The following is a 21,559-nucleotide window of genomic DNA, read 5'->3' as shown; positions in this document are numbered from 1 at the left end:
GGTTCCACTGAATGCTAGATTCGTTGCAAGGCGCGTAATCGCACGGCGGTGCTGCGGGAATTACGTTCTATCTCGGCGGCATCTGCGCGTTCAGCGCCGCGCGTCAACAACCGGAATCGCGGTCCATGGCCGGGAAGTTCGATCGGTAAGCCCGTCGGTGTGTGGGAGGCGACCGCATCGTTAAACACCTGTTTAACGATGCGGTCCTCAAGCGACTGGTAGGCCAGCACCACGAGGCGCCCGGCCATGGTGAGTGCGTCTAACGCGGCAGGAAGGGCGTTGCGCAGCGAGTGCAACTCATCGTTGACCGCGATCCGCAACGCCTGAAACGTGCGTTTGGCCGGATGACCACCGGTGCGCCGGGCCGGGGCTGGAATCGCCTGGCACAGCAAGGTTACCAGCTCGGCGGTTGAACACAGCGGGGTATGGGCACGCTGGCGAACGATTTGCGCGGCGATGCGGTGCGCAAATCGTTCCTCGCCATACCGGCGAAGGATGTCGACTAATGCGGCTTCATCGTAGTTGTTGACGATGTCGGCCGCATTAACCGGTGACCCCGGGTCCATCCGCATGTCCAACGGCGCGTCTTGAGCATAAGAAAAGCCCCGCTCGACACGGTCCAGCTGCATGGACGATACACCCAGATCAAACAGCACGCCATCGATTGATTCCATTGCAGCATAACCAGATTCGCCTAGCACCGCAGCAAGGCGATCATAGCGTGTGTGTATTAATGTAACCCGCTCAGCAAATCGCGCTAGCCGAGTCCGAGCGATACCCAGGGCGCTCGGGTCGCGGTCAAGCCCGATCAGCCGCAACCCCGGCAACTCGGTCAGGAATCGCTCCGCATGTCCCCCAGCGCCAATGGTAGCATCTACCAGCACCGTATTGGACCCGTCGAGGTGATAGCGGGTCAACGCGGGGGTAATGAGCGCAACACACCGTTGCGCTAGGACAGGAACATGCCCGAAATCACTTGAGCCGTCAGCCATCTTGCCACCCTCCCGGACCTGGTGACATCTACTGTCCCCCGGAACCATCCCGAGGCACACCGACACCCCCGCATAGTGGTCTCTGTCCGAAAGCACGAGCCTGGCGTTGGGGAAGTACGCCAGGGTCAGTTCGGGCAGAGGCCACGATGCACGGACATGCGCCCTAGATCTCATGGCGGTCGCAAGCTCGGCGGAGCCGGGTGCAGCCGGTCGCCACGCCTTAGATGATGTCACCGAGTGCTTCATCATTGGCCGCAGAGAAGTTCTCTTCGTGGGTCTGTTGGTAGTCATGCCAGGCCTGCGCGTCCCAGATCTCGAGGTAGTCGACGGCTCCAATCACCACGCAGTCCTTGGAAAGGCTGGCATAGCGACGGTGGTCAGCTGACAACGTGATTCGACCCTGCGCGTCGGGGTGCTGTTCGTCGGTCCCAGCAGCGAGATTGCGCAGGAACGCCCGGGCTTCGGGGTTGCTTCGCGACGTCTTACTGGCCCGGCGCGCTAGCTGCTCGAATTCTGCCCGGGGGTAGACAGCCAAGCTGTGGTCTTGGCTCTTGGTTACCATCAATCCCCCTGCCAGCGCATCGCGGAACTTGGCGGGCAACGTCAGCCGCCCCTTGTCGTCGAGTTTGGGTGTGTAGGTTCCGAGAAACACCAGTTGACCTCCCGTCGAGACCGGCTCCCGCCTAACCCAAACACTTCGGCCACTATACCCCACAATTCCCCACTTTGCCCCATATAAACCCATTTATAGGGTGTCATAGTTGAATTTTCTCGGCTATCCACCACTTCAGGGTCGATCTAGAGGCACCCGAGGACATCGCACAGCCTGATCGTGACAGCGGAAAACCGCATTTCAAATGCCTAAAGACACAAAACAGAGACCCCGTGGAGCACAGTGGGGCGTAGATTGGGTCCTACGCGGCCCACTGTGCGTTCGGAATCGGGCTAACAATTAAGCTCGGACACAGTAACGGGGCAGCCACTGGCTGCCCCGTTACTGTGTAGGTAGATCGGCTAGAGGTTGCACTACTCATCGAAGCGGCGCCGGAACCGATCTTCCATACGACTGGTGAACGATCCCCCCGCGCCTTTCGTGCGACGCTGGTGCGACGCCCCAGGCGCCGGACCCGGGTGGTCCACCCTGCCGGACAATCGCAAACCAGTAATGGCAAACACCACACCACCGAACATCACAACGAAGCCAACGACGCTAAGAATCGGGAAGCTTCCGATCATCGTGGCCTTGAATGCAACCCCACAAATCAGCATCCCCAGACCAATGACGAACAACGCCATGCCTTGCATGCGCCGCCGCGCGGTCGACGCACACAACCCTTCACCGCGTACACTCGACGCGAACTTGGGGTCTTCGGCGTAGAGAGCGCTCTCGATCTGATCGAGCATACGCTGCTCACGATCGGAGAGTGGCATTCGTCCCTCCTTGCCGACAGGATGACAAGTAACTATCGCTAGAACAAGGATGCCCGTTGCGCGGGCAACTAACTTTCGATGATACGAGGTCAATCTGTGCCGTACCACTGGTTCGCGGGCGATTCTATCCAAGCCGCACCGCCACGACGCCACGGTTCAGAATCGCTGTGGGCCACGAAACCATATTGCGTAAGCAAGTCGGATCGTTGATGTGTTGCCACGCCCCTTAGTCGGTCGGCGGCCATGCCATCCGATAATGGCGATGAAAAATCCCACCGGGTCATTGATTGAATGAGGAGGACACCACAAGTTGGCGATATTCCTCATCGATCTGCCGCCAAACGAAATGGAGCGCCGCCTCAGCGATGCCCTGGGTGTGTATGTCAACGCGATGCGGTACCCGCGGGGCACCGAAAACCTGCGTGCCAGAATGTGGCTGGATCACACCCGGCGATCGGGCTGGCAAGCGGTGGCCGCCGTCGAAGTCGAAGTAACAGACATAGCCGAGACAGCCGACGACCCCACCAAGCAGGTGCCGTCGGCTGACGAACTGAGCAACGCACCATTAGTCGGCGTAGCCTACGGTTACCCGGGGGCACCGGGTCAATGGTGGCAACAGCAAGTTGTCCAGGGCTTGCAACGCGGCGATTTTCCAACACTTGAAATCACTCAGCTGATGACCAGCTATTTCGAGTTGACCGAATTGCACATTCATCCTCGCGCCCAAGGCCGTGGCATCGGTGAGGCATTGACCCGCCGGCTGCTAGCTCATCGTTGCGAGAACAACGTGCTGCTCTCCACACCAGAAACCTACGGTGAAGCCAATCGTGCCTGGCGGTTATACCGGCGGCTGGGCTTCATAGACATCATCCGCCGCCATCATTTCGCTGGCGATCCACGGGCATTCGCGATCTTGGGTCGCCCCCTTCCCCTATAACAGGACGGGTCACCGAAGAGACCCAACGGGTCTGGCACGATGACCTGGTGCGTGCCGGCTGCCCCCCGCTGTTCACCCGAGAACTCACCATTCGGCGGCGCCGCGCGTTGGCCCTCGCGCTGCTGCTCGTGGTACCGCTGGCTACCGGATGCCTGCGAGTCAGAGCCTCAATAACCATTTCACCGGACGATCTGGTGTCTGGGGAAATCATCGCCGCGGCAAAACCGAAAAATAACAAAGACACCGGCCCACAGCTCGACGGAAACTTGCCGTACAGCCAGAAGGTCGCGGTGTCGAACTACGACAGCGACGGCTATATCGGGTCGCAAGCGGTGTTCTCCGACTTGACGTTCGCCGAATTGTCGCAGCTGACCAACATGAACTCCGACGCCGCCGGCGTTAACCTGTCGCTGCGCCGTAACGGCAACCTGGTAACCTTGGGAGGGCGGGTAGATCTGACCTCGGTGATCGATCCCGATGCCGACGTTGAACTAACCGTCGCCTTCCCCGGAGTCGTGACGTCCACCAATGGTGACCGCATCGAGGATGAGGTCGTACAATGGAAGCTCAAGCCGGGCATAGTGAGCACCATGAGTGCGCAAGCCCGCTACACCGATCCCAATACCCGTTCTTTCACCAGGGCCAGCATCTGGCTGGGTATCGCGTCGTTCGCGGCTGCCTGCGTGGTCGTGCTGTTGGCCTGGCTCTGTCGGAACCGCTCCGCGAGATTCGACGCTCCGCGCGATTGATCATTCGACTAGAATGGCTCACCCGACTAGCCCACGCAAACTGGTGACCAGTAGGCAGCCATCTCCGCGAAGGTGTCGAACACTGCTGGAGACACGCCATATGTTGCCTCGAAATGGATGCTCAGCGGAAAGCCCAGCTCGGCGACACCGTCTATCACACGCTGGTACAGATCGAGCATGAGCTGTCGCTTCTGAGCAGGCTCGCTGCCCGCCAACCTTTTGACGAACGCCTGCTCATCGGCCACTGCGGCGTTTCCCGGGTCCTGAATCAGCCAATTGATTAAGCCGACCCGGCTTTCAACCTTAGGCACGAAGCCGAACGACAGCAAAAGTTCGGGCCGATGGTCGGTATGCTGGGCGAACTCGGTAAGGAAACTCACGATTGCGTCGGAATACAGCAGCTGGGTCATGCCGTAAGTCGCGCCCTGATTGCACTTGAAATTCAGCCGACTCCGCTCACCGTCCCTGGTGGGAATGATGATTACACCGCGGTTAGCCACCAACTCGCGATACCTTGACAAGGCATCGGTCGGTGCGACACCAGAGCCTTCTCCGTCATTCATCGTGCGCGGTACACCAACGAAAACCACGCCCTCCATGCCGGCGGCGGATAAGTCGGCAAGCCGCCGACCCAGCGATGCTTCGTCCATGAACGCTGTGACCTGAGTGCACAACCCATTGACCCCGGGCAACTCCGGTTTGATCATCGACCAGAAGTCCAGTACGTCCAGCTTCGGCTTCATCGGAATGGGTCGATCGTCTTCCTCGGCAATCAGTCCCGGAATCATCACGTGCCGAATCTGGCCGCTAAGACCGGATTGAGTAGAGTACTGCACCACTTTGCGCGCATCTTCGGCTGCCCGCTTCCTACCGTCGTCTAAGTTCGGCGGTACCAACTCAAGCGCGATAGTGTTGAGGGTCACACGGCTCCTCGGGTATCAAATGGCTATTTTCCAGCCGCGTCACGCCGCGTCAACGTATCGTGCTGGGCCAGGCACGTCAACTAACGCAGGTCCCTCGAACAGCATAGGGGTGAGCCAGTGAGTACGTCGAAGCCACGTGAGCCGCTACGGCAAGCTAACACCACCCAAGCTACACGGAAACGTCCATGGCGCCACTGCGGAATACACTGTCGCGCCAGAGACACGCCGAACGGAAAGGGGCGACGCGCTGAGAGTAGAAGCAACCATAACCGTCGAGTTGGCCGACGCCATCGCCGGCCAACTGCGACAGTATCTGCGTAACCGACGCGACGACGTCGCCTACAGACGTGGCCCTGAAGGCAACGACTACAACGATTTGCTCGTCGATCGCAAAGATTTTTTGCTGAACGGGGACAAACAACTGCGGCCAACCTTCGCCTACTGGGGTTGGCAGGCCGCCGCGACCCGGAGCCCCAATAACACTGTACTGCTGATGCTGCTGTTTTCCGAGCTGGAATTACTGCATGCTTTCGCACTGCTACACGACGACGTCATCGACAAGTCCTTGACCCGACATGGCAGGCCGACAACCCATGTACGGTTCGCAGCACTACACTGCGACCAGAATTGGCAGGGATCGCCCGATCAGTTCGGGAAGTCGGCAGCCATCCTGATCGGCGACGTGGCGCAAATCGGGGCCGACGACATCATCTCCCACGTCTGCAGGGCAAACTTACCGCCCGACGCCCAGTCACCGGTCCAGCGCATATGGACCGATATCCGAACCAATGTGCTGAGTGGGCAATACCTAAACGTCGTTGCCGAGGCGAGCGCCGCGGAATTGATCGCTTCAGCGATGTCCGTCGCCACCAACACGACCGCTTGCTACACGGTGTCGCAACCGCTGCAACTCGGACTTGCCACCGTCGACAGACCCAACACTGCGGACATCTTCGGCCAATTTGGGACGAACCTGAGGAGAGCGTTCCAGTTACACGCCGATGTGTTCGGCGTGTTCAGGGATCCCGAGGTGACAGGAAAACCGTCCGGCGATGACCTAAGGCCCGGCAAGTGCACCGTGTCGATGGCGGAGGCAATGGTATTAGCAGACAAATCAGATCCCCTGGCTGCCAAACTGTTACGGACTTCAATTGACACCTCGCTCACTGACGCACAGGTTCGTAAACTACGCGACGTCATCGAGTCAGTGGGCACGTTGGCCGCTGTGAAGGACCGCATCACTGCACTCACCAACAGCGCGCTGACCACGCTGGCCATCGCACCCATCAATGCGAGCGCGAAGGCAGGACTGTCCGAGCAGGCTAACATGGCCACGAACCGGTCTGCTTGAACTGATGACCATTCCAACGCGCCTACCGGAGGCAGACTCGCCGACAAAACAATTTCTCGCCCAACATTTTTCACGACTGCGTACGTTCGCCGTCGCCCCGGAGTCCGGACCTGCAAAGCTAGGGTTGCTGGGCTCGCTGCTGATCACCACGGGTGGGCTGGGGGCGGGCAGTACCCGCCAGCACGACCCGCTGCTTGAGTCGATTTGCATGTCCTGGCTGCGCTTCGGCCACGGACTGGTGCTGTCGTCGATTCTGTTGTGGACGGGGGTGGGTCTGATGATAATTGCTTGGCTACAACTGGGCCGACATGTCGTGGCGGGCCAAGCCACTGAGTTTACGATGAGAGCCACCACTAGTTTCTGGTTAGCGCCGTTGCTGCTATCGGTACCGGTCTTCAGTCGAGATACCTACTCGTATCTCGCTCAGGGCGCACTGCTGCGCGATGGCCTGGATCCCTACCTGGTTGGTCCAGTCGGCAACCCTAATGCGTTGCTGGACGACGTAAGTCCAATCTGGACGATCACCACCGCACCCTACGGTCCGGCATTCATTTTAGTTGCGAAGTTCGTCACGATCGCCGTGGGCAACAATGTGGTGGCCGGAACCATGCTACTGCGCTTGTGCATGCTGCCCGGATTGACGCTGTTGATCTGGGCTGCCCCTCGACTGGCCCACCATCTCGGCACCAACGGCCCGACAGCGCTGTGGACCTGCGTTCTCAACCCGCTGGTGCTCATCCATCTGATGGGCGGGGTGCATAACGAGATGCTGATGGTGGGGCTGATGACCGCTGGCGTCACGCTGACCTTTCAGGGCCGCAATATCGCGGGCATCACCCTCATCACGGTCGCGATCGCAGTCAAGGCAACCGCTGGAATCTCCTTGCCCTTCATGGTCTGGGCGTGGATGCGCCAGTTGCGCGACCGACGAGGATACCGAACAGCCCAGGCTTTCTTGGCGGCCACCGCTACAGCGCTGTTGATCTTCGCTGTCATATTCGCGGTACTGTCCGGTGTGGCCAGCGTCGGTCTGGGGTGGCTGACTGCGCTGGCCGGCTCGGTGAAGATCATCAACTGGTTGACCGTACCGACCGCGGTAGCGAATGTAGTCAACGCCCTGGCCAACGGCTTCTTAGCAACTGACTTCTACGGCATGTTACGGGTAACCCGGTCTATCGGAATCGTAATCATCGCGGTATCACTACCGCTGTTGTGGTGGCAATATCGTCGCGACGACCGATCCTCGCTGACCGGTATCGCGTGGTCGATGCTGATTGTGGTGTCATTTGTTCCCGCTGCCCTGCCATGGTATTACTCATGGCCGCTGGCGGTAGCGGCGCCACTGACCCAATCACGGCGAGCGCTGGCCACCATCGCCGGGTTCTCGGCCTGGGTCATGGTCATTTTCAAACCCGACGGATCGCACGGTATGTATTCATGGCTGCATTTTTCGCTCGCCACGACCTGCGCATTGATCGCCTGGTACATACTCTATCGAGCGCCAGAGACGCGCCGCCCGCGAGCCGAAACGCCAGCCTCTTAGTAGGCCATGGCCTGCGCTCGCCGCACCACCTCCCGCGCCTGATGAGCGTGCAGTGCGTCAACGGGACGAGCGTTGCTGACGGCATCACGGCTGCCGTCGCGGGTCAGCGTCAACGACGGGTCCGGAGTGAATAGCCAGCGCACAATCTCGGTTTCGTGATAACCGCCATCATGCAGGATCGTCAGTAACCCGGGCAGGCTTTTCACCACCTCACCGGAATTGGTGAAAAAGACCTGCGGCACTACCAGACCACCGCCACGCCGCACCGCGACCAGATGGCCTTCGCGCAGCTGCTGGTGCACCCTGCTGACCGGTATGCCGAGTAGCTCGGCAACCCGGGACAGGTCATACGTTGGCTCGTCGGGATCCAAAATGTCGTCGCCGGCCGGAATACTGCCCACTGCGCCAGTGTAGAGCCTGGTACACAAAATGAGCCTACGTTCTCACACCTAATCGCACCACCACACCTACGATGGCCCGGTGGCAGCGGTTGAAGCCTGGGACCCATTAGACAGCACGTTGCTTGATGGCCGTTACCTCTTGCAGGCCAAGATCGCCAGCGGCGGTACCTCGACGGTATACCGTGGCATCGACATCCGACTCGACCGTCCCGTCGCGGTGAAGGTGATGGACTCTCGCTACGCCGACAACGACCAGTTTCTGACCCGCTTTCAGCTCGAGGCCCGCTCCGTCGCCCGGCTGAAGGACCCTGGACTGGTTGCAGTCTACGACCAAGGCTTCGATGCCCGTCACCCATTTCTGGTTATGGAACTCATCGAGGGTGGCACGCTGCGAGAGCTACTGGCCGAACGCGGCCCGATGCCACCACATGCCGTCGTGGCGGTGCTTCGCCCGGTGTTGGGCGGCTTGGCCGCCGCCCACCGGGCAGGCCTGGTACACCGCGACATCAAGCCAGAGAACATTCTGATCTCCGACGACGGCGACGTCAAGATCGCCGACTTCGGGTTAGTACGTGCCGTCGCAGCCGCCGGAATCACCTCGACAAGTGTCATCTTGGGGACCGCAGCCTATCTGTCCCCCGAGCAAGTCCGAGACGGCAACGCCAGTCCCCGCAGCGACGTCTACTCCGCCGGAATCCTGACCTACGAACTGCTGACCGGACGCACACCGTTTACTGGCGACTCGGCGTTTTCGATCGCCTATCAACGGTTAGAGACCGATGTCCCCCGGGCCAGCGCAGTGATCACCGGTGTCCCCCCACAATTCGACGAACTGGTGAAACGCGCGACGGTCCGCAACCCGAACGCTCGATATGCCGACGCGATGGAGATGACTGTTGAACTGAATGCCATCGCCGAAGAGTTAGCACTGCCACGATTCCGAGTACCGGCGCCGCGCAACTCCGCCCAACACCGATCGGCGGCACTACATCGTGGTCGCATGGTCGAGTGGCCCGTTGAGCAACACACACAGCCAGCATTCAACGCACCGGTGCCATATCCTACCCGCCAGTTGACCCGCGGACCTGGGGACTGGTCGGCACCAAGGCAACGAGCTCAGCCCGATACCGAGGACCCGGAAGAATACGAATACGAACCGGCTTCAGGCCAGTTCGCTGGTATCGCAATCAGCGAATTCATTTGGGCGCGACAGCACGCCCGCCGGATGGTACTGATCTGGGTTGCAGTGGTGGTGGCAATCGCCGGGTTGGTAGCGACAGTGGCTTGGACAATCGGAAGCCACCTGAGCGGACTGCTGTGAACGTTAGGGCACCTAGTCGCGCAACATCTCCGCGACCAGGAACGCCAACTCCAGAGACTGCTGGGTGTTCAAGCGCGGATCGCACGCTGTCTCATAGCGACCGGCCAGATCTGTGTCAGAAATATCTTGCGCGCCACCCAAACATTCGGTGACGTCCTCGCCGGTGATCTCGACATGGATGCCACCTGGATGCGTACCCAACGCACGATGTACCTCGAAGAAACCCTGCACTTCGTCTACAACGCGGTCGAAATGCCGGGTCTTGTACCCGGTCGACGACTCGTGCGTGTTGCCGTGCATCGGGTCGCACTGCCAGATCACCTGGTGACCGGTGGCCTGCACTTTCTCGACGATCAGCGGTAACACGTCGCGCACCTTGTTATTGCCCAACCTGCTCACCAAAGTTAACCGGCCCGGTTTATTGTGCGGATCGAGCCGCTCGACGTATTCAACGGCCAGCTCTGGGGTCATTGTCGCGCCCATCTTGACGCCGATTGGGTTTGCAATAACCTCGGCGAAGGCGACATGCGCACCGGTGAGTTGCCGGGTCCGCTCGCCGATCCACACGGTGTGCGCCGACAGGTCGTAGAGCTGCAGATCCGCACCCGAGTCTTCCGGCGCTTCAGCCAACCGCAGCATAGCCCGCTCATAATCGAGTACCAACGCCTCGTGGCTAGCGTAGATTTCTGCGGTTTGCAGATTCCGGTCCGCCACTCCGCAGGCGCTCATGAAGGCCAGTCCGCGATCGATCTCGACGGCCAGCGCCTCATAGCGCGCACCGGCCGGAGAGGTTCGAACAAATTCCCGGTTCCAGTCGTGGACCAGATGCAGCGACGCTAGCCCCGACGAAGTTAGCGCTCGCACCAGGTTCATCGCCGCGCTGGCGTTAGCGTAGGCCCGCACTAGACGCGACGGGTCGTGTTCGCGTGCTGCGGCATCTGGCGCAAAGCCGTTGATCATGTCGCCGCGGTAAGACTTCAGACCCAGCGCGTCGATGTCAGCTGACCGCGGTTTGGCGTACTGGCCGGCGATGCGAGCCACCTTCACCACCGGTAGGCTGGCCCCATAGGTCAACACCACGGCCATCTGCAATAGGGTGCGAATGTTACCCCGGATGTGGGGTTCAGTGTTGTCGACGAACGTCTCAGCACAGTCTCCACCCTGCAGCAGGAACGCCTTGCCCTTTGCAACCAGGGCTAGCTGTTTCTGCAACCGAATGATTTCGGACGGCACGGTCACCGGCGGCACGCTTTCAAGGACTGTGCGCATCGCGGCGGCCTGGTCAGCGGGCCAGCTAGGCTGCTGGGCGGCCGGCTTTGCTAGTGCGGCGTCCAGCCGGGCCCGAAGGTCAGCCGGCAACGACGGCAGCGGAGGTAGCTGGTCGATCGGAATGTCGACGGTCCAGTTCATCGGTCCATAGTAACCGGGTTCGACTGCTGATCAGGGCGAACGTTACATCGAACGCACCTTAGTTCAGCGCGCTGTTCGGCTGCCTGCATTGCCTGCGGACATGATGAGCTGGAATCGGCGCAGCTGATCAAGGGCGTCTACCAGGGCATCGTGCAGGTCGCGCGGTCGCGGCGGCATCCGGGGACAGTCCCGATCTTCCCATAACTGCCGAATTTCCCGAGTGAAACGGGGCAGCGCTGCCGGCAGGTCTGGCATCCGGCCCCACAACTGACACAAGGCCACATGGTCGTAGGCACCTATCCAGGCCCACAATTCGATCGGGTCAGCCGGCTCCGGGCCATCAATACCAAAGAACTTCTCCAAGTCCAGACGGATCTGTAAGCGCGATCGCCACAACTGCGAGGCTGGTGGCGGCAGCTTGGGCAGTACGTTGGCGCGCACCCAACTACCAGCCCGATCGGGATCGAATTCGGTTGAAACAGCGTAATATTCGTGGCCATCCTCGGCGACAACGCCGATTGAGATCAGCTCGATGGTACGGTCGTCCTCGATGAATTCTGTGTCATAGAAGTACCGCATTGGCGGTCAAGAGCACGGTGCCCGTGGCTCGGGTCCGGTTCCTATCCCCTTTCTATGAATTCAGGCGTGCAGACTTTCCGCGCCCGACTTGCCGATGACTCAGCCAACTCTGCCACTAATCCAATACAAACGATGCACCCTCGGGTGGAGGCACAAGATGCACGTCGAGATCCAGCTGGGCGGCGACGGTGCGCTGCGTCAGACAGGCGTAGGGTGCCGGCTATCGCGCACTGCAACCACAAGCTTAGTGCGCGCCACCAGGCGGCGCAGTAGACGTTCCCGTTGCGGCGAGCTACCCATCCGATCTAGCTGGGTGATGGAGCGCCACCGAGCCCACGAGGCATGCGGATGCGACAACTGGGTCGCGTCGATGATTAATAACACGACGATGAACATGCCGAGCAGGCCAATCCACACCTATAACTTTCAACAACACCACCACGGCTAGCGGAAGGGCCAAAACGAGCACACCACTCACTCCGGCCCGCGGCACTAAGAAGTCGACAGCATGCCACATCGGCAACACAAACATCAGCGGGTGCAAGCCCGCAATCATCAGTCCCGCCACCGCTGCCACAACGAAGACCGCATTCACCGCAATACGCCCCTCTTCTGACCAGTAGACTTCAGACAGGAGCAGGATCAACACATAACTTATCGAGCATCAACACGACCCAGATGACAAATCATATGGCAGTCAAAATGAATTCGTGCTCCTACCCCTCGATGGATAAGGTCACCAATGTCAGGCCGGAGATCATTACTGACATCACGCCGAACGCCAAGTGGTGAATTATGCACCAACCCGATGTAAATGTTTCGCGGTTGCGGCGGCCGAACAGTTTGGGCACGGTAGCGGATAAAGCGTACAAAAGCTCGGGTGGCAAAAACGTCAGGATGAAAGTGAGCAGGCAGCACAGCAATGGCAATCGGCCACAGTGGACGATGTCATCAACAAACCAGCGCAGCAGCCTAAACACAAACCACTAGACCACCGTTAAAAACTTACGCCAACACTCTGCAACAGTGTGTGAGCCGAGTTGCGGCACATCGATGGAATAGCGATGCTAGACTACGCTGTTTTGCGAAATGAGTAAACAGCAGACGCCCGACATGGGCAGTCAACGCGGGCGGCTCGGGCACTGGTGTCTGCTTTGGTTGCTAGCTGCTGTAGCGCTGGGGCAGGTAGCCTGGCAGTTGTTAGGGCACACACCGTACCGCATCGATATTGATATCTATCAGATGGGTGGTCAAGCCTGGCTGGACGGACACCCGCTCTACAGCGGCGATGTGTTGTTCCCTACATCTATCGGGCTGAATTTGCCGTTCACCTATCCGCCGTTGGCGGCCATCGCGTTCTGCCCGTTCGCCTGGCTGCACATGCCGGCCGCCAGTGTGGCCATCACATTGACAACGCTGGTATTGCTGATTGCCTCGACGATGATCGTGCTGACCCGCCTGGACGTGTGGAGCACGTCGCGAACGGTACCCGGGCCGGCCTGGCTGCGGCAGTTGTGGTTGGCCGTGATCGTCGTGGCTCCGGCAGCAGTCTGGCTAGAACCCATCAGTTCCAACTTCGCCTTCGGCCAGATCAACGTCGTGCTGATGACTTTAGTTGTCGCTGACTGCGTGCCGCGCCGCACGCCATGGCCACGCGGACTAATACTGGGTTTGGGTATTGCGCTGAAACTCACTCCAGCGGTATTTCTGCTTTACTTCGTGCTACGCCGCGACAATCGCACGGCGCTGACCTCTTTGGCATCCTTCACGAGCGCAACACTAGTTGGTTTCATCCTGGCGTGGCGGGATTCGTGGGAATACTGGACCCACACCGTGCACAACACTGAGCGGATTGGTGCCGCAGCATTAAACACCGACCAAAACATCGCAGGTGCCCTCGCCCGACTCGGGCTTGGGGAACACGAGCGCTTCCTGCTCTGGGCGGTGGGTTGCTTGCTCGTGTTGACAGCAACCATATGGGCAATGCGACGGGTATTGCTGGCCGGCGAGCCAATGCTGGCGGTAATTTGCGTCGCCTTGTTCGGGTTAGTGGTTTCACCAGTGTCGTGGTCGCATCACTGGGTGTGGATGCTGCCGGCCGTGCTAGTGACAGGCGTCCTAGGCTGGCGACGCCGGAACGTGGCGGTGGCTGTGATCAGCGCCACCGGAGCGGCCCTGATGAGATGGACTCCCATTGACCTACTTCCTCAGCATCAGGAGACGACCGCGGTGTGGTGGCGCCAACTTGCCGGGATGTCCTATGTGTGGTGGGCGTTGGCAGTCATTGTCGCTGCTGGACTCACCGTCACTGCCCGTGTGACGTCACCGGATTCGACAACGCAGACACTAACGCCAGCAGCGGCTGTTCGTTGATCGGGGGCAGTGCTATCTATCCTACTGCGGTCTCGGGTATGCGCACGGCCTCGTTGGTCGATCTGGCGCCGTTTCTGCGGTCCTTCACACTAGCGGCGTAAATGTCGACGTACTCCTGACCGGACAAGCCCATCAGCTCATAGATAACTTCGTCGGTGACTGCTCGCTCGACGACGCGGTTGCCAGCCAACCCTTCGAAACGTGAAAAGTCCATCGGCTTGCCAAAACGGACGGTGACCCGTCCAAACCGCCACATCCTGCTGCCCGGCGGATTGACGACGTTGGTGCCGATCATCGCCACCGGGATCACCGGAACCCCGGTCTGCAAAGCCAACCGGGCCAACCCGGTCTTGCCTTTATATAGTCGGCCGTCGGGGGAACGGGTGCCCTCGGGGTACATACCGAGCAACTTGCCATGGCCTAGCAGCCGCTCAGCAGTACACAACGCGGCTTCGGCGGTATCAGCGTCGGTGCGGTCAATGGGCACTTGACCGGTGGTGCGATAGAACCAGCTAGTGAACCAGCCTTTCAAGCCGGTGCCAGTGAAGTACTCCGATTTCGCTAGGAAGGTAATCCGGCGGCGTACCACAAGCGGCAGATAAAAACTGTCCGCCACCGCAAGATGATTACTGGCTAGGATCGCCGGCCCAGAACTCGGGACGCATTTTAAGCCTTCGACTTTCGGTCGGCCGAGCACGAAAAGCACGGGGCCCATGAAAACGTACTTGAATAGCCAGTACCACATGGCCCTTCCTCTCCCCCGAACCGGATGGTGTTCTGCGCCAACTGTACCGATCCATGAGGTGCGGGACCACCTCCTGCTCTACCAATCAGTCCTCGACACGAACTGGGATGGGTTGGTAACGCTTTTTCACGGTGCCGTTGCCTGCGCTGGTCTGAACTGGTGTCTCGGGGACTAGGCCCTCACCGGGCGGGCCGTCCGGTGAGGGCCTAGTCGACCGGTCGCTGTCGTTAACGACAGCGTGGATAACATCCAGCAGAACGGCACTGTGGTTCGCGATGACAGTCAGCAACGGATGCTGCTCACCAGCAACCAACGCGGCTAGTGCGCATACCGGGCACCACGCCTGCTGGCATTTCTCGACGCCTTTAGCACCCACCGCCAATGCCGCCGCGGACCGCACTACGGGGTCTATCCCGTCCAAGATCGCCTGAGCAAGCTTACGCAGCTCCGGACCAATGTCGGCATGGCCCCTACTCATGTCGACCACACCTCCGGATCCGGTCGAAAACGAACCGTTAGCTCGCTGTCCCGCAGCTGCGCGTCCAGCACCGTACACCGGCGCAGGACGGAGGCCAATCGAACTCTGCGCCTCAACCCGCCGGCACTGATAATCAGATCATTATCGACCCGCCCCAGGGTCAATGCTGCGGGATCGAGCTGGGGCAACGCTAGCCGCAATCGGTATACAGACTCCAGTCCCGATCCTGATTCCAGGTCGACAATAGGACGTAACGGACTCGGTAGCGCGAGTCCGCTCCGCCGATGGGCAACGTCCAGCAGCGCGGCCAGTGCTTTGGGGCCAACCGGTTCTCCGGACAAGTATGGAGTAATTACCAGCTCCACATCACCAATGGTGACGTCGAGTTCATCAAGGATGGCGCGTTGCTCATCAATGCGTTCGGCATACCAGGAGAGTGCCGGATGCTCAGGCAAGCTCTGGTACTCGTATGACTCATCTCGCACCAACACCTGATTGACGATCAGCTCTTCGACCCGTATGCCCATCAGCGCCAACGAACCCAGGGTCCGAATCGCCTCAGCCGCGACCACCCTCTCTGGGGTCAGTACCAGGTGCGCACTGACTAACGAACCATCAGTTAGCAATGCACCGAGCCGCTCAACGCTGGCGCTGACACGCTCGAACAACTCCACCACTGCCGATGGGGCGTCGCCGGCAGCGATGCCGAGTCTGCGATGGCGTGGCCACGCACGTTCTACATACAGGCTGAAGGTGGAGGGCAGGGTCAACATGCGCAACGCATCTGCAGTCGAGGTGCAGTCGACCACAATGCGATCCCATCGACCAGCTGCCGCAAGCTCGCCAACCGCGTGCAGACCGAGCACCTCCTGGATACCCGGCAACGCTGAAAGTTCTTCAGGAGCAATGCTGTTCAACTCGGATTCGGGAAATCTCCGGTCCAGGGCGTCGACCACATCACACCATCGGGCCTCAAGCAGGGCCAACGTGTCCAGTGCCAACGCATCGAGAAAGCCGCCGCCTGTCTTGACGTCATCGCCAAGCACCCGAACCGGATTGCCGTGGCCGGTGGGGGCGACCACGACACCCAACACAGCGCCCAACGAATGCGCCTGATCGGTGGAGACAACCAACACCCGCCGCCCCTTACCCGCATCACGTACTGCTATGGCGGCTGCCAGAGTAGACTTCCCTACCCCGCCTTTACCAACGAGAAGACTGATCCGAGCCTGAGTCGACACCCGGAACTCACTGGAGTTGCTCAGCCTCAACTCGTTTCTTCAGGTCCTTCAATGCCCCATCGATCAACCTGCGTTCCGCCTTGCGTTTGAGCATCCCGATCATCGGGATAGCAAGGTCGACCGCAAGCTCGTAAGTGACTTCAGTGCCAGAATTTTTGGGCGCCAAGCGATATGAACCTTCGAGGGACTTCAACAGTGAGCTCGATTCGAGAATCCAGCTAACCGATTGATGATCTGCCGGCCATTCGTAAGACATGATCAGGGTGTCTTTGAAAATCGTTGCATCCATTAACATTCGCACCCGTTTCGGGTAATTCTCGTCGTCGGCCTCTAAAACTTCGACTTCCTTGTACTCCGAAATCCATTGCGTGTAGGACTCGACGTCGGCGATCGTCTTCATCACCTCACTTGGATTGGCATCAATATAGAACGTTTGCGTAGCTTTACCCGCCATCTGGCTAAATCCCTTTCCAATTCCCTTCCTGCAAAGCAGGCCGACCGCGACTATCTGCGAGAGTCGATCGATATCCCCGGCAGAAACGGTACTCTCTCGAGCCAACATTGATCGGAGTTAAATTACCGGAGAAACTCCGATGGGGCGTGACCGTTCGAGTGACGTTTTCACCTCAAAGGCCATTGCTTTGCCTGCCACACGGTGACGGTACGTCACCTTGGCCATATTCATCTTGGCCAACTGCCAGGCCGCTACGCCGGCAGGTTCGGCATGCAGGAAATAGTGCAGGACCACCCCATCCAGCCCCTCCGTTAAGGGTTCCAACCAAATCTCCATGGTGCCGGTCAGGGCGCCCATCACCGCCCACCGAATCCCTCGTTCCGCCCGGTCCTCGACGACCTGCAACCGCAGGTCAGGCCACCACCGACGCCAGCTCGATCGATCGGCGACCGCGGCACCTACCAGTGCGCCGTCAGCAGCAACATAAGTGTCGTCCGCGATCTGGATGCTGTTCGTGGAGTTCATGGATCTCAGCTTCGCACATTCACCTAAGGGGGTCGGCACTGGGACGAGCCGGCAGCCCATCAGAGTGGTACTCTGGCTGCCAATCTTCATCTTCTATGAACGTATAAACGAACGTTCTATGAACGTATAAACGCTGGACTAGGCTGTGCGGCAGCACGCCTGCCCCGGAAACGTCTCAAGGTCAAGCGAGGTCAATAGAGTGCGTGAGTCTAGCATCCCAACTCGATTTTCCGTCGGCGAGCACGAAAACATCGCAGCCGTGATCTTCGAGCACGAGCGCAATAATCCCAACTTGGTCATCTATCAACGCCAGATCAACGGCGTCTGGACCGACATCACATGCGCCGAAGCGGCTCACCAAATTCGCTCCGCGGCACTTGGTTTAATCGCGCTGGGAGTGCAAGCAGGTGACCGTGTGTCCATCTTTTCGTCCACCTGCTTCGAGTGGACAATCCTCGACCTGGCGATCTTGTCCGTGGGTGCGGTGACCGTGCCGATCTACGAGACCTCATCGGCTGAGCAGGTGCGCTGGGTGCTGCAGGACTCAGAGACGGCGTTGGCGTTCGCGGAGACCAACGCGCACGCAACGATAATCAATCAGCTCGCCGGTGAACTGCCCGCCCTGCGTCAGGTGCTGCAGATCAACGACACGGATGCTAAGGCGTTCGACCAACTCGCTGAAGCTGGCACATCAGTCGACCCGGCACAGCTGACAAACCGGCTCAAGGCGCTACGCGCCCAGGACCCGGCGACACTTATCTATACCTCGGGCACTACCGGTCGCCCCAAAGGCTGTCAGCTCACGCACTCCAACCTGCTCTACGAGGTCAAGGGCGCCAAGGAATGCCTTCCGACGTTGTTGCAACCCGGTCAGCGGCTACTGGTTTTCCTGCCACTGGCGCACATACTGGCTCGAGCTCTCACCTTGTCTGCCTTCACCTACAAAATGACCGTCGGGTTCACCAGCGATACCAAGAACCTGCTGTCGATGTTGGCGGCGTTTAAGCCCACCGTGGTGGTGTCGGTGCCGCGGGTGTTCGAGAAGGTGTATAACACTGCTGAGCAAAACGCAACCAACGACGGCAAAGGTCGAATCTTCGCGATGGCCGCACAGGCAGCAATCGACTGGAGCGAGGCCTCCGACCGCGGTGGCCCGGGGCTGCTACTGCGCACCAAACACACTGTGTTCGACTGGCTGGTCTACCGCAAGCTGCGCGCGGCTCTGGGCGGCAATTGCCACGCGTCGGTGTCGGGCGGCGCACCCCTGGGCGCGCGGCTGGGCCACTTCTACCGCGGGGTAGGTCTCACCATCCACGAGGGTTACGGACTGACCGAGACCAGCGCGGCCGTCACACTTAACCAGGTTGGCGATGTGAAGATCGGGACCGTTGGCAAGCTGCTACCAGGCAACAGTATGCGCATCGCAGACGACGGCGAGCTGTTGGTACGCGGCGGTGTGGTGTTCAGCGGCTATTGGCGTACCGAACAAGCGACAGCCGAGGCGTTTACCGAGGGCTGGTTTAAGACAGGCGATCTCGGTACGATCGACAAAGACGGTTTCTTGACCATCACCGGCCGCAAGAAGGAGATCATCGTCACCGCCAGCGGCAAAAATGTTGCCCCCGCGGTATTGGAGGATCAGCTTCGGGCGCACCCGCTGATTAGTCAGGCGATGGTCGTCGGGGACGCCAAGCCATTCGTAGGTGCGCTGATCACCATCGACTCCGAAGCTTTCGATGGCTGGAAGCAGCGCAACAGTAAGGCGGCCAACGCGACAGTAGGCGATCTGACCACCGACCCAGACCTGGTGGCCGAGGTGGACACTGCTATTAAACAGGCTAACCGATCGGTGTCACATGCTGAATCGATCCACAAATTCCGCATTTTGCCGGTTGATTTCACCGAGCAGACCGGCGAACTAACACCAACGATGAAGGTGAAGCGCAACGTGGTCGCCCAGAAGTTTGCTTCTGATATCGAGGCGATTTATGAGAAAGCCTAGCGGCTGTCTAAGGAACGTCACACCGGTGTGGCGCTGACATCATCGCCACGCAGCAGAGCTGCAAGCCTAGCTGCCAGTGGGTCCCAGCGCCACTCTGCTGTCACCCATTGCCGTCCGGCCGCGCCCATCGCGACGGCGCGGTCGCGATCGGTCAACAATCCAGTGACGGCGTCGGCCACCATATTCACCGACCGGCCGTCAACCACCAATCCAGTCTTGTTGTGCCACACAGCTTCCGGGGCTCCGCCCGATTTTCCAGCAATTACCGGCACGCCGGTAGCCGAGGCTTCCAGGAACACGATGCCCAAACCCTCAACGTCCATGCCTCCGCCACGAGTGCGGCATGGCATCACAAATACATCAGCCAGCGCGTGGTGAGCGGGTAGTTCAGCGGCCGCCACGCCTCCGGTGAATATCACGTGGTCTGCAACCCCACACCCCTGGGCCAACTTCCGTAGCGCTTCGAGATACGGACCGTCTCCGACGAGCACCAGCGCTGCGCCGTCGATCCGCTGCCGGATCAATGGTAATGCCCTGATCAACATGTCTTGACCTTTGCGCGGCACCAGCCGCGACAGGCACACGACGGTGGGCTGCTCGCCTAACCGGTAGCGGTCACGCAGCTCGGCTCGACTCGCCGGATCAGGCCGGAACCGATCGGTGTCCACCCCTGGAGGGAGATATTCCAACACAGCCCTGGGTCCAAAGGCTGGCGCGAAACGCGATCGTGTGTAATGGCTGACAAAGGTCACCACGTCGGTATCATCACCGATGTGACGCAGTACCGAGCGTGCAACCGGAAGCATCGACCAGCCCACTTCGTGGCCGTGTGTGCTGGCCAGCACCCGGGTCGCTCCCGCCTTTCGGGCACGCGGTGCCAGCAGGGCCAGCGGCGCTGCCGCACCGAACCAGACAGTGTCAATGCCATGGTCAGCGATCAACCGGCGCATCCGAGCATCGACCATCGGGCCGGGCAGCATCAGCGTGCCCGGATGGCGCACCACCCGATAGCCGTCAGCCTGAGCAGCGTCGTCAAAGGTGGCGACACCTTGCCATTGCGGTGCGTACACCACCACATCATGCGACCCGACTCCTGAACCAGCCTGGACCAGACGACTAACATATTCTCCCAGGTAGGACTGGATACCGCCACGTCGCGGCGGAAAGTCATTGGTTACCAGCAGGACCCGGCTCACCTACACCAGGTTAGCGTGGCGGCGCAACCGACTTCGTGGCGGTGTGCAACGAACTCGGCCAATCAGGTCAGCCAATGCTGCCAGTTCGCGAGCAAGGCGGCCAAATCAGTGCCCAGTACTTCGCGGGCGGCGATGATCGGGTCGGCGTGCTCGACACCACACACAGCCAGATAGAACACGCGTAGCTGCGCCGTCCCGAAGACATCAGCGAGAAAGCAAACAAACCACCACGCACGATCGTAAGCCCACGCCCGCTGCGCCCCGCAGTGTATCCAGGTCGGTGTCCGACAGCAACGTCTGGGACGCCAAACGTGCGTCGACAGGCACCGCAGTGTTCGGCCGAGCGACGCTATCCGCTGCCCCCTCGGCCAACCAGCGAGGTACATCCACGACGGTGTAGGTGCGCGCTGCGTAGTGAAAAAGCTTGCGGACCAACACTATTCGTAGTGCAAGGTCAGACATGTTGGCCGCGTCCGGCGCGAACACGATCCGTTAGCCGACAGTCACCCGGCGAGCCAGATCAACGCGGCCGACGACCGTCACCGCCGCAATATCAGCCCACTACGATACCGCACCTCTGCCAGCCGTTGCGCGAAACTGCTCGTCCGTGGCAGCAGCCAGTATCCAAGATATCGGGCGACCAGTCCACTCCCCAAAAGGCTTCCACTACGTCTACCGCGACGCTGATATTCGCCCGCAACGCGAGACAGCAGAAGGTTGGTTGTCGGGCCGCTAACGCCGAGCAACTTGGCCGTGCGGTCACCGACGACCAATCTCCATACCGGCGCACGCACCTGGCTGCGAGTGGACGCGGCAAGTTGCGCGGGAAACAGTACAACCCACTCGACCCACAAGAACCCAATCAGCCCAATAACAAATACCCAGGCCAGCAGGATTAGGGAGCCACC

The 21,559-nt window shown here is 60.0% G+C and carries 20 protein-coding genes and 2 pseudogenes; 7 read left to right on the top strand and 15 right to left on the bottom strand.

From position 1 onward, the window contains the following. Positions 1 to 14: 14 nt before the first annotated feature. The 3 genes from rsmH to MUBE_RS11880 form a co-directional block, all read right to left on the bottom strand. A complete protein-coding gene (rsmH, locus tag MUBE_RS11890) occupies positions 15 to 1,166 on the bottom strand; it encodes a 16S rRNA (cytosine(1402)-N(4))-methyltransferase RsmH (protein ID WP_116540699.1) in 1,152 nt (383 codons plus the stop codon). A 46-nt stretch (positions 1,167 to 1,212) separates the two neighbouring features. After that, on the bottom strand, positions 1,213 to 1,644 hold the full coding sequence (gene mraZ, locus MUBE_RS11885) for a division/cell wall cluster transcriptional repressor MraZ (RefSeq protein ID WP_116540680.1): 432 nt from the start codon (positions 1,642 to 1,644) through the stop codon (positions 1,213 to 1,215). A gap of 374 nt (positions 1,645 to 2,018) precedes the next feature. Then, complete coding sequence (locus MUBE_RS11880; RefSeq protein WP_116540679.1) at positions 2,019 to 2,423, bottom strand: DUF3040 domain-containing protein; 405 nt, start codon at positions 2,421 to 2,423, stop codon at positions 2,019 to 2,021. Between the two features lie 310 nt (positions 2,424 to 2,733). Between MUBE_RS11880 and MUBE_RS11875 the strand changes: the two genes are divergently transcribed. Both MUBE_RS11875 and lppM read left to right on the top strand, forming a co-directional pair. After that, positions 2,734 to 3,360, top strand: a complete 627-nt coding sequence (locus MUBE_RS11875) for a GNAT family N-acetyltransferase (RefSeq protein ID WP_116540678.1) — start codon at positions 2,734 to 2,736, stop codon at positions 3,358 to 3,360. A gap of 89 nt (positions 3,361 to 3,449) precedes the next feature. Continuing rightward, a complete protein-coding gene (lppM, locus tag MUBE_RS11870) occupies positions 3,450 to 4,109 on the top strand; it encodes a lipoprotein LppM (protein ID WP_207801705.1) in 660 nt (219 codons plus the stop codon). Between the two features lie 26 nt (positions 4,110 to 4,135). On the opposite strand, the gene MUBE_RS11865 is transcribed toward lppM, so the two are convergent. Continuing rightward, complete coding sequence (locus MUBE_RS11865) at positions 4,136 to 5,032, bottom strand: mycobacterial-type methylenetetrahydrofolate reductase (protein ID WP_116540676.1); 897 nt, start codon at positions 5,030 to 5,032, stop codon at positions 4,136 to 4,138. Between the two features lie 277 nt (positions 5,033 to 5,309). Here MUBE_RS11865 and MUBE_RS11860 point away from each other — a divergent pair, with 277 nt between their 5' ends. Together MUBE_RS11860 and MUBE_RS11855 are read left to right on the top strand one after the other, a co-directional pair. Continuing rightward, positions 5,310 to 6,383, top strand: coding sequence for a polyprenyl synthetase family protein (locus MUBE_RS11860; RefSeq protein WP_116540698.1), 1,074 nt, complete (start codon positions 5,310 to 5,312; stop codon positions 6,381 to 6,383). 4 nt (positions 6,384 to 6,387) lie between these two features. Then, entirely contained in the window at positions 6,388 to 7,926 is a 1,539-nt protein-coding gene (locus tag MUBE_RS11855) for an alpha-(1->6)-mannopyranosyltransferase A (protein ID WP_116540675.1), read from the top strand. Here MUBE_RS11855 and MUBE_RS11850 read toward each other — a convergent pair. After that, positions 7,923 to 8,327 (bottom strand): Rv2175c family DNA-binding protein, encoded by a 405-nt coding sequence (locus MUBE_RS11850; RefSeq protein ID WP_116540674.1) that lies wholly within the window; start codon positions 8,325 to 8,327, stop codon positions 7,923 to 7,925. The genes MUBE_RS11855 and MUBE_RS11850 overlap by 4 nt on opposite strands. Before the next feature lie 79 nt (positions 8,328 to 8,406). Between MUBE_RS11850 and MUBE_RS11845 the strand changes: the two genes are divergently transcribed. Continuing rightward, a complete protein-coding gene (locus MUBE_RS11845; protein WP_207801704.1) occupies positions 8,407 to 9,648 on the top strand; it encodes a protein kinase domain-containing protein in 1,242 nt (413 codons plus the stop codon). A 12-nt stretch (positions 9,649 to 9,660) separates the two neighbouring features. Here MUBE_RS11845 and MUBE_RS11840 read toward each other — a convergent pair whose 3' ends face one another. The 3 genes and pseudogenes from MUBE_RS11840 to MUBE_RS11830 all read right to left on the bottom strand — a co-directional run bounded on the left by MUBE_RS11840 (position 9,661) and on the right by MUBE_RS11830 (position 12,608). Then, positions 9,661 to 11,058: a class II 3-deoxy-7-phosphoheptulonate synthase gene (locus MUBE_RS11840; RefSeq protein ID WP_116540673.1), complete on the bottom strand. Its 1,398-nt coding sequence runs from the start codon at positions 11,056 to 11,058 to the stop codon at positions 9,661 to 9,663. Positions 11,059 to 11,121: 63 nt separating this feature from the next. Beyond that, positions 11,122 to 11,637, bottom strand: a complete 516-nt coding sequence (locus tag MUBE_RS11835; protein WP_116540672.1) for a polyadenylate-specific 3'-exoribonuclease AS — start codon at positions 11,635 to 11,637, stop codon at positions 11,122 to 11,124. A gap of 115 nt (positions 11,638 to 11,752) precedes the next feature. Then, a pseudogene (locus tag MUBE_RS11830) lies at positions 11,753 to 12,608 on the bottom strand (hypothetical protein). Between the two features lie 118 nt (positions 12,609 to 12,726). On the opposite strand from MUBE_RS11830, the gene MUBE_RS11825 reads away from it, so the two are divergent. Continuing rightward, a complete protein-coding gene (locus MUBE_RS11825) occupies positions 12,727 to 14,010 on the top strand; it encodes a glycosyltransferase 87 family protein (RefSeq protein ID WP_116540671.1) in 1,284 nt (427 codons plus the stop codon). A gap of 16 nt (positions 14,011 to 14,026) precedes the next feature. Here the strand turns inward: MUBE_RS11825 and MUBE_RS11820 are convergent, their stop codons facing one another. From MUBE_RS11820 to MUBE_RS11800, 5 genes are all read right to left on the bottom strand, one after another. Next, positions 14,027 to 14,755 carry a lysophospholipid acyltransferase family protein gene (locus tag MUBE_RS11820; protein ID WP_116540670.1) on the bottom strand — a complete coding sequence of 243 codons (729 nt, stop codon included), beginning with the start codon at positions 14,753 to 14,755 and terminating at the stop codon, positions 14,027 to 14,029. An 85-nt stretch (positions 14,756 to 14,840) separates the two neighbouring features. After that, entirely contained in the window at positions 14,841 to 15,233 is a 393-nt protein-coding gene (locus MUBE_RS11815; RefSeq protein WP_116540696.1) for a hypothetical protein, read from the bottom strand. After that, the gene (locus MUBE_RS11810) at positions 15,230 to 16,498 is read right to left on the bottom strand and encodes an ArsA family ATPase (protein WP_424399092.1); all 1,269 of its coding nucleotides are present in this window, start codon (positions 16,496 to 16,498) and stop codon (positions 15,230 to 15,232) included. The genes MUBE_RS11815 and MUBE_RS11810 overlap by 4 nt, the downstream gene beginning before the upstream one ends. Beyond that, positions 16,482 to 16,928 (bottom strand): SRPBCC family protein, encoded by a 447-nt coding sequence (locus MUBE_RS11805; protein ID WP_116540695.1) that lies wholly within the window; start codon positions 16,926 to 16,928, stop codon positions 16,482 to 16,484. The genes MUBE_RS11810 and MUBE_RS11805 overlap by 17 nt, the downstream gene beginning before the upstream one ends. A gap of 117 nt (positions 16,929 to 17,045) precedes the next feature. Next, positions 17,046 to 17,453, bottom strand: a complete 408-nt coding sequence (locus tag MUBE_RS11800) for a polyketide cyclase / dehydrase and lipid transport (RefSeq protein WP_116540668.1) — start codon at positions 17,451 to 17,453, stop codon at positions 17,046 to 17,048. A gap of 199 nt (positions 17,454 to 17,652) precedes the next feature. On the opposite strand from MUBE_RS11800, the gene MUBE_RS11795 reads away from it, so the two are divergent. After that, a complete protein-coding gene (locus MUBE_RS11795; protein WP_116540667.1) occupies positions 17,653 to 19,455 on the top strand; it encodes an AMP-dependent synthetase/ligase in 1,803 nt (600 codons plus the stop codon). A gap of 17 nt (positions 19,456 to 19,472) precedes the next feature. On the opposite strand, the gene pimB is transcribed toward MUBE_RS11795, so the two are convergent. Both pimB and MUBE_RS11785 read right to left on the bottom strand, forming a co-directional pair. Then, positions 19,473 to 20,651: a GDP-mannose-dependent alpha-(1-6)-phosphatidylinositol monomannoside mannosyltransferase gene (gene pimB / locus MUBE_RS11790; RefSeq protein ID WP_116540666.1), complete on the bottom strand. Its 1,179-nt coding sequence runs from the start codon at positions 20,649 to 20,651 to the stop codon at positions 19,473 to 19,475. A gap of 62 nt (positions 20,652 to 20,713) precedes the next feature. Next, a pseudogene (locus tag MUBE_RS11785) lies at positions 20,714 to 21,544 on the bottom strand (hypothetical protein). Between the last annotated feature and the right edge of the window lie 15 nt (positions 21,545 to 21,559).

Origin of the sequence: Mycobacterium uberis, from assembly GCF_003408705.1 — a bacterium.
In the GTDB taxonomy this organism is placed as follows: domain Bacteria; phylum Actinomycetota; class Actinomycetes; order Mycobacteriales; family Mycobacteriaceae; genus Mycobacterium; species Mycobacterium uberis.
The sequence above is the reverse complement of the archived record's forward strand: the minus strand, read 5'-3'. Positions and strand labels throughout refer to the sequence as shown.

What these genes read in the sequence shown, in the direction of transcription:
- MUBE_RS11840 (WP_116540673.1), bottom strand. Translation starts at nt 11,058, where the DNA reads ATGAACTGGACCGTCGACATTCCGATCGACCAGCTACCTCCGCTGCCG.
- MUBE_RS11855 (WP_116540675.1), top strand. Translation starts at nt 6,388, where the DNA reads ATGACCATTCCAACGCGCCTACCGGAGGCAGACTCGCCGACAAAACAA.
- MUBE_RS11825 (WP_116540671.1), top strand. Translation starts at nt 12,727, where the DNA reads ATGAGTAAACAGCAGACGCCCGACATGGGCAGTCAACGCGGGCGGCTC.
- MUBE_RS11805 (WP_116540695.1), bottom strand. Translation starts at nt 16,928, where the DNA reads ATGGCGGGTAAAGCTACGCAAACGTTCTATATTGATGCCAATCCAAGT.
- rsmH (WP_116540699.1), bottom strand. Translation starts at nt 1,166, where the DNA reads ATGAGATCTAGGGCGCATGTCCGTGCATCGTGGCCTCTGCCCGAACTG.
- MUBE_RS11880 (WP_116540679.1), bottom strand. Translation starts at nt 2,423, where the DNA reads ATGCCACTCTCCGATCGTGAGCAGCGTATGCTCGATCAGATCGAGAGC.
- MUBE_RS11800 (WP_116540668.1), bottom strand. Translation starts at nt 17,453, where the DNA reads ATGAACTCCACGAACAGCATCCAGATCGCGGACGACACTTATGTTGCT.
- MUBE_RS11820 (WP_116540670.1), bottom strand. Translation starts at nt 14,755, where the DNA reads ATGTGGTACTGGCTATTCAAGTACGTTTTCATGGGCCCCGTGCTTTTC.
- MUBE_RS11835 (WP_116540672.1), bottom strand. Translation starts at nt 11,637, where the DNA reads ATGCGGTACTTCTATGACACAGAATTCATCGAGGACGACCGTACCATC.
- MUBE_RS11815 (WP_116540696.1), bottom strand. Translation starts at nt 15,233, where the DNA reads ATGAGTAGGGGCCATGCCGACATTGGTCCGGAGCTGCGTAAGCTTGCT.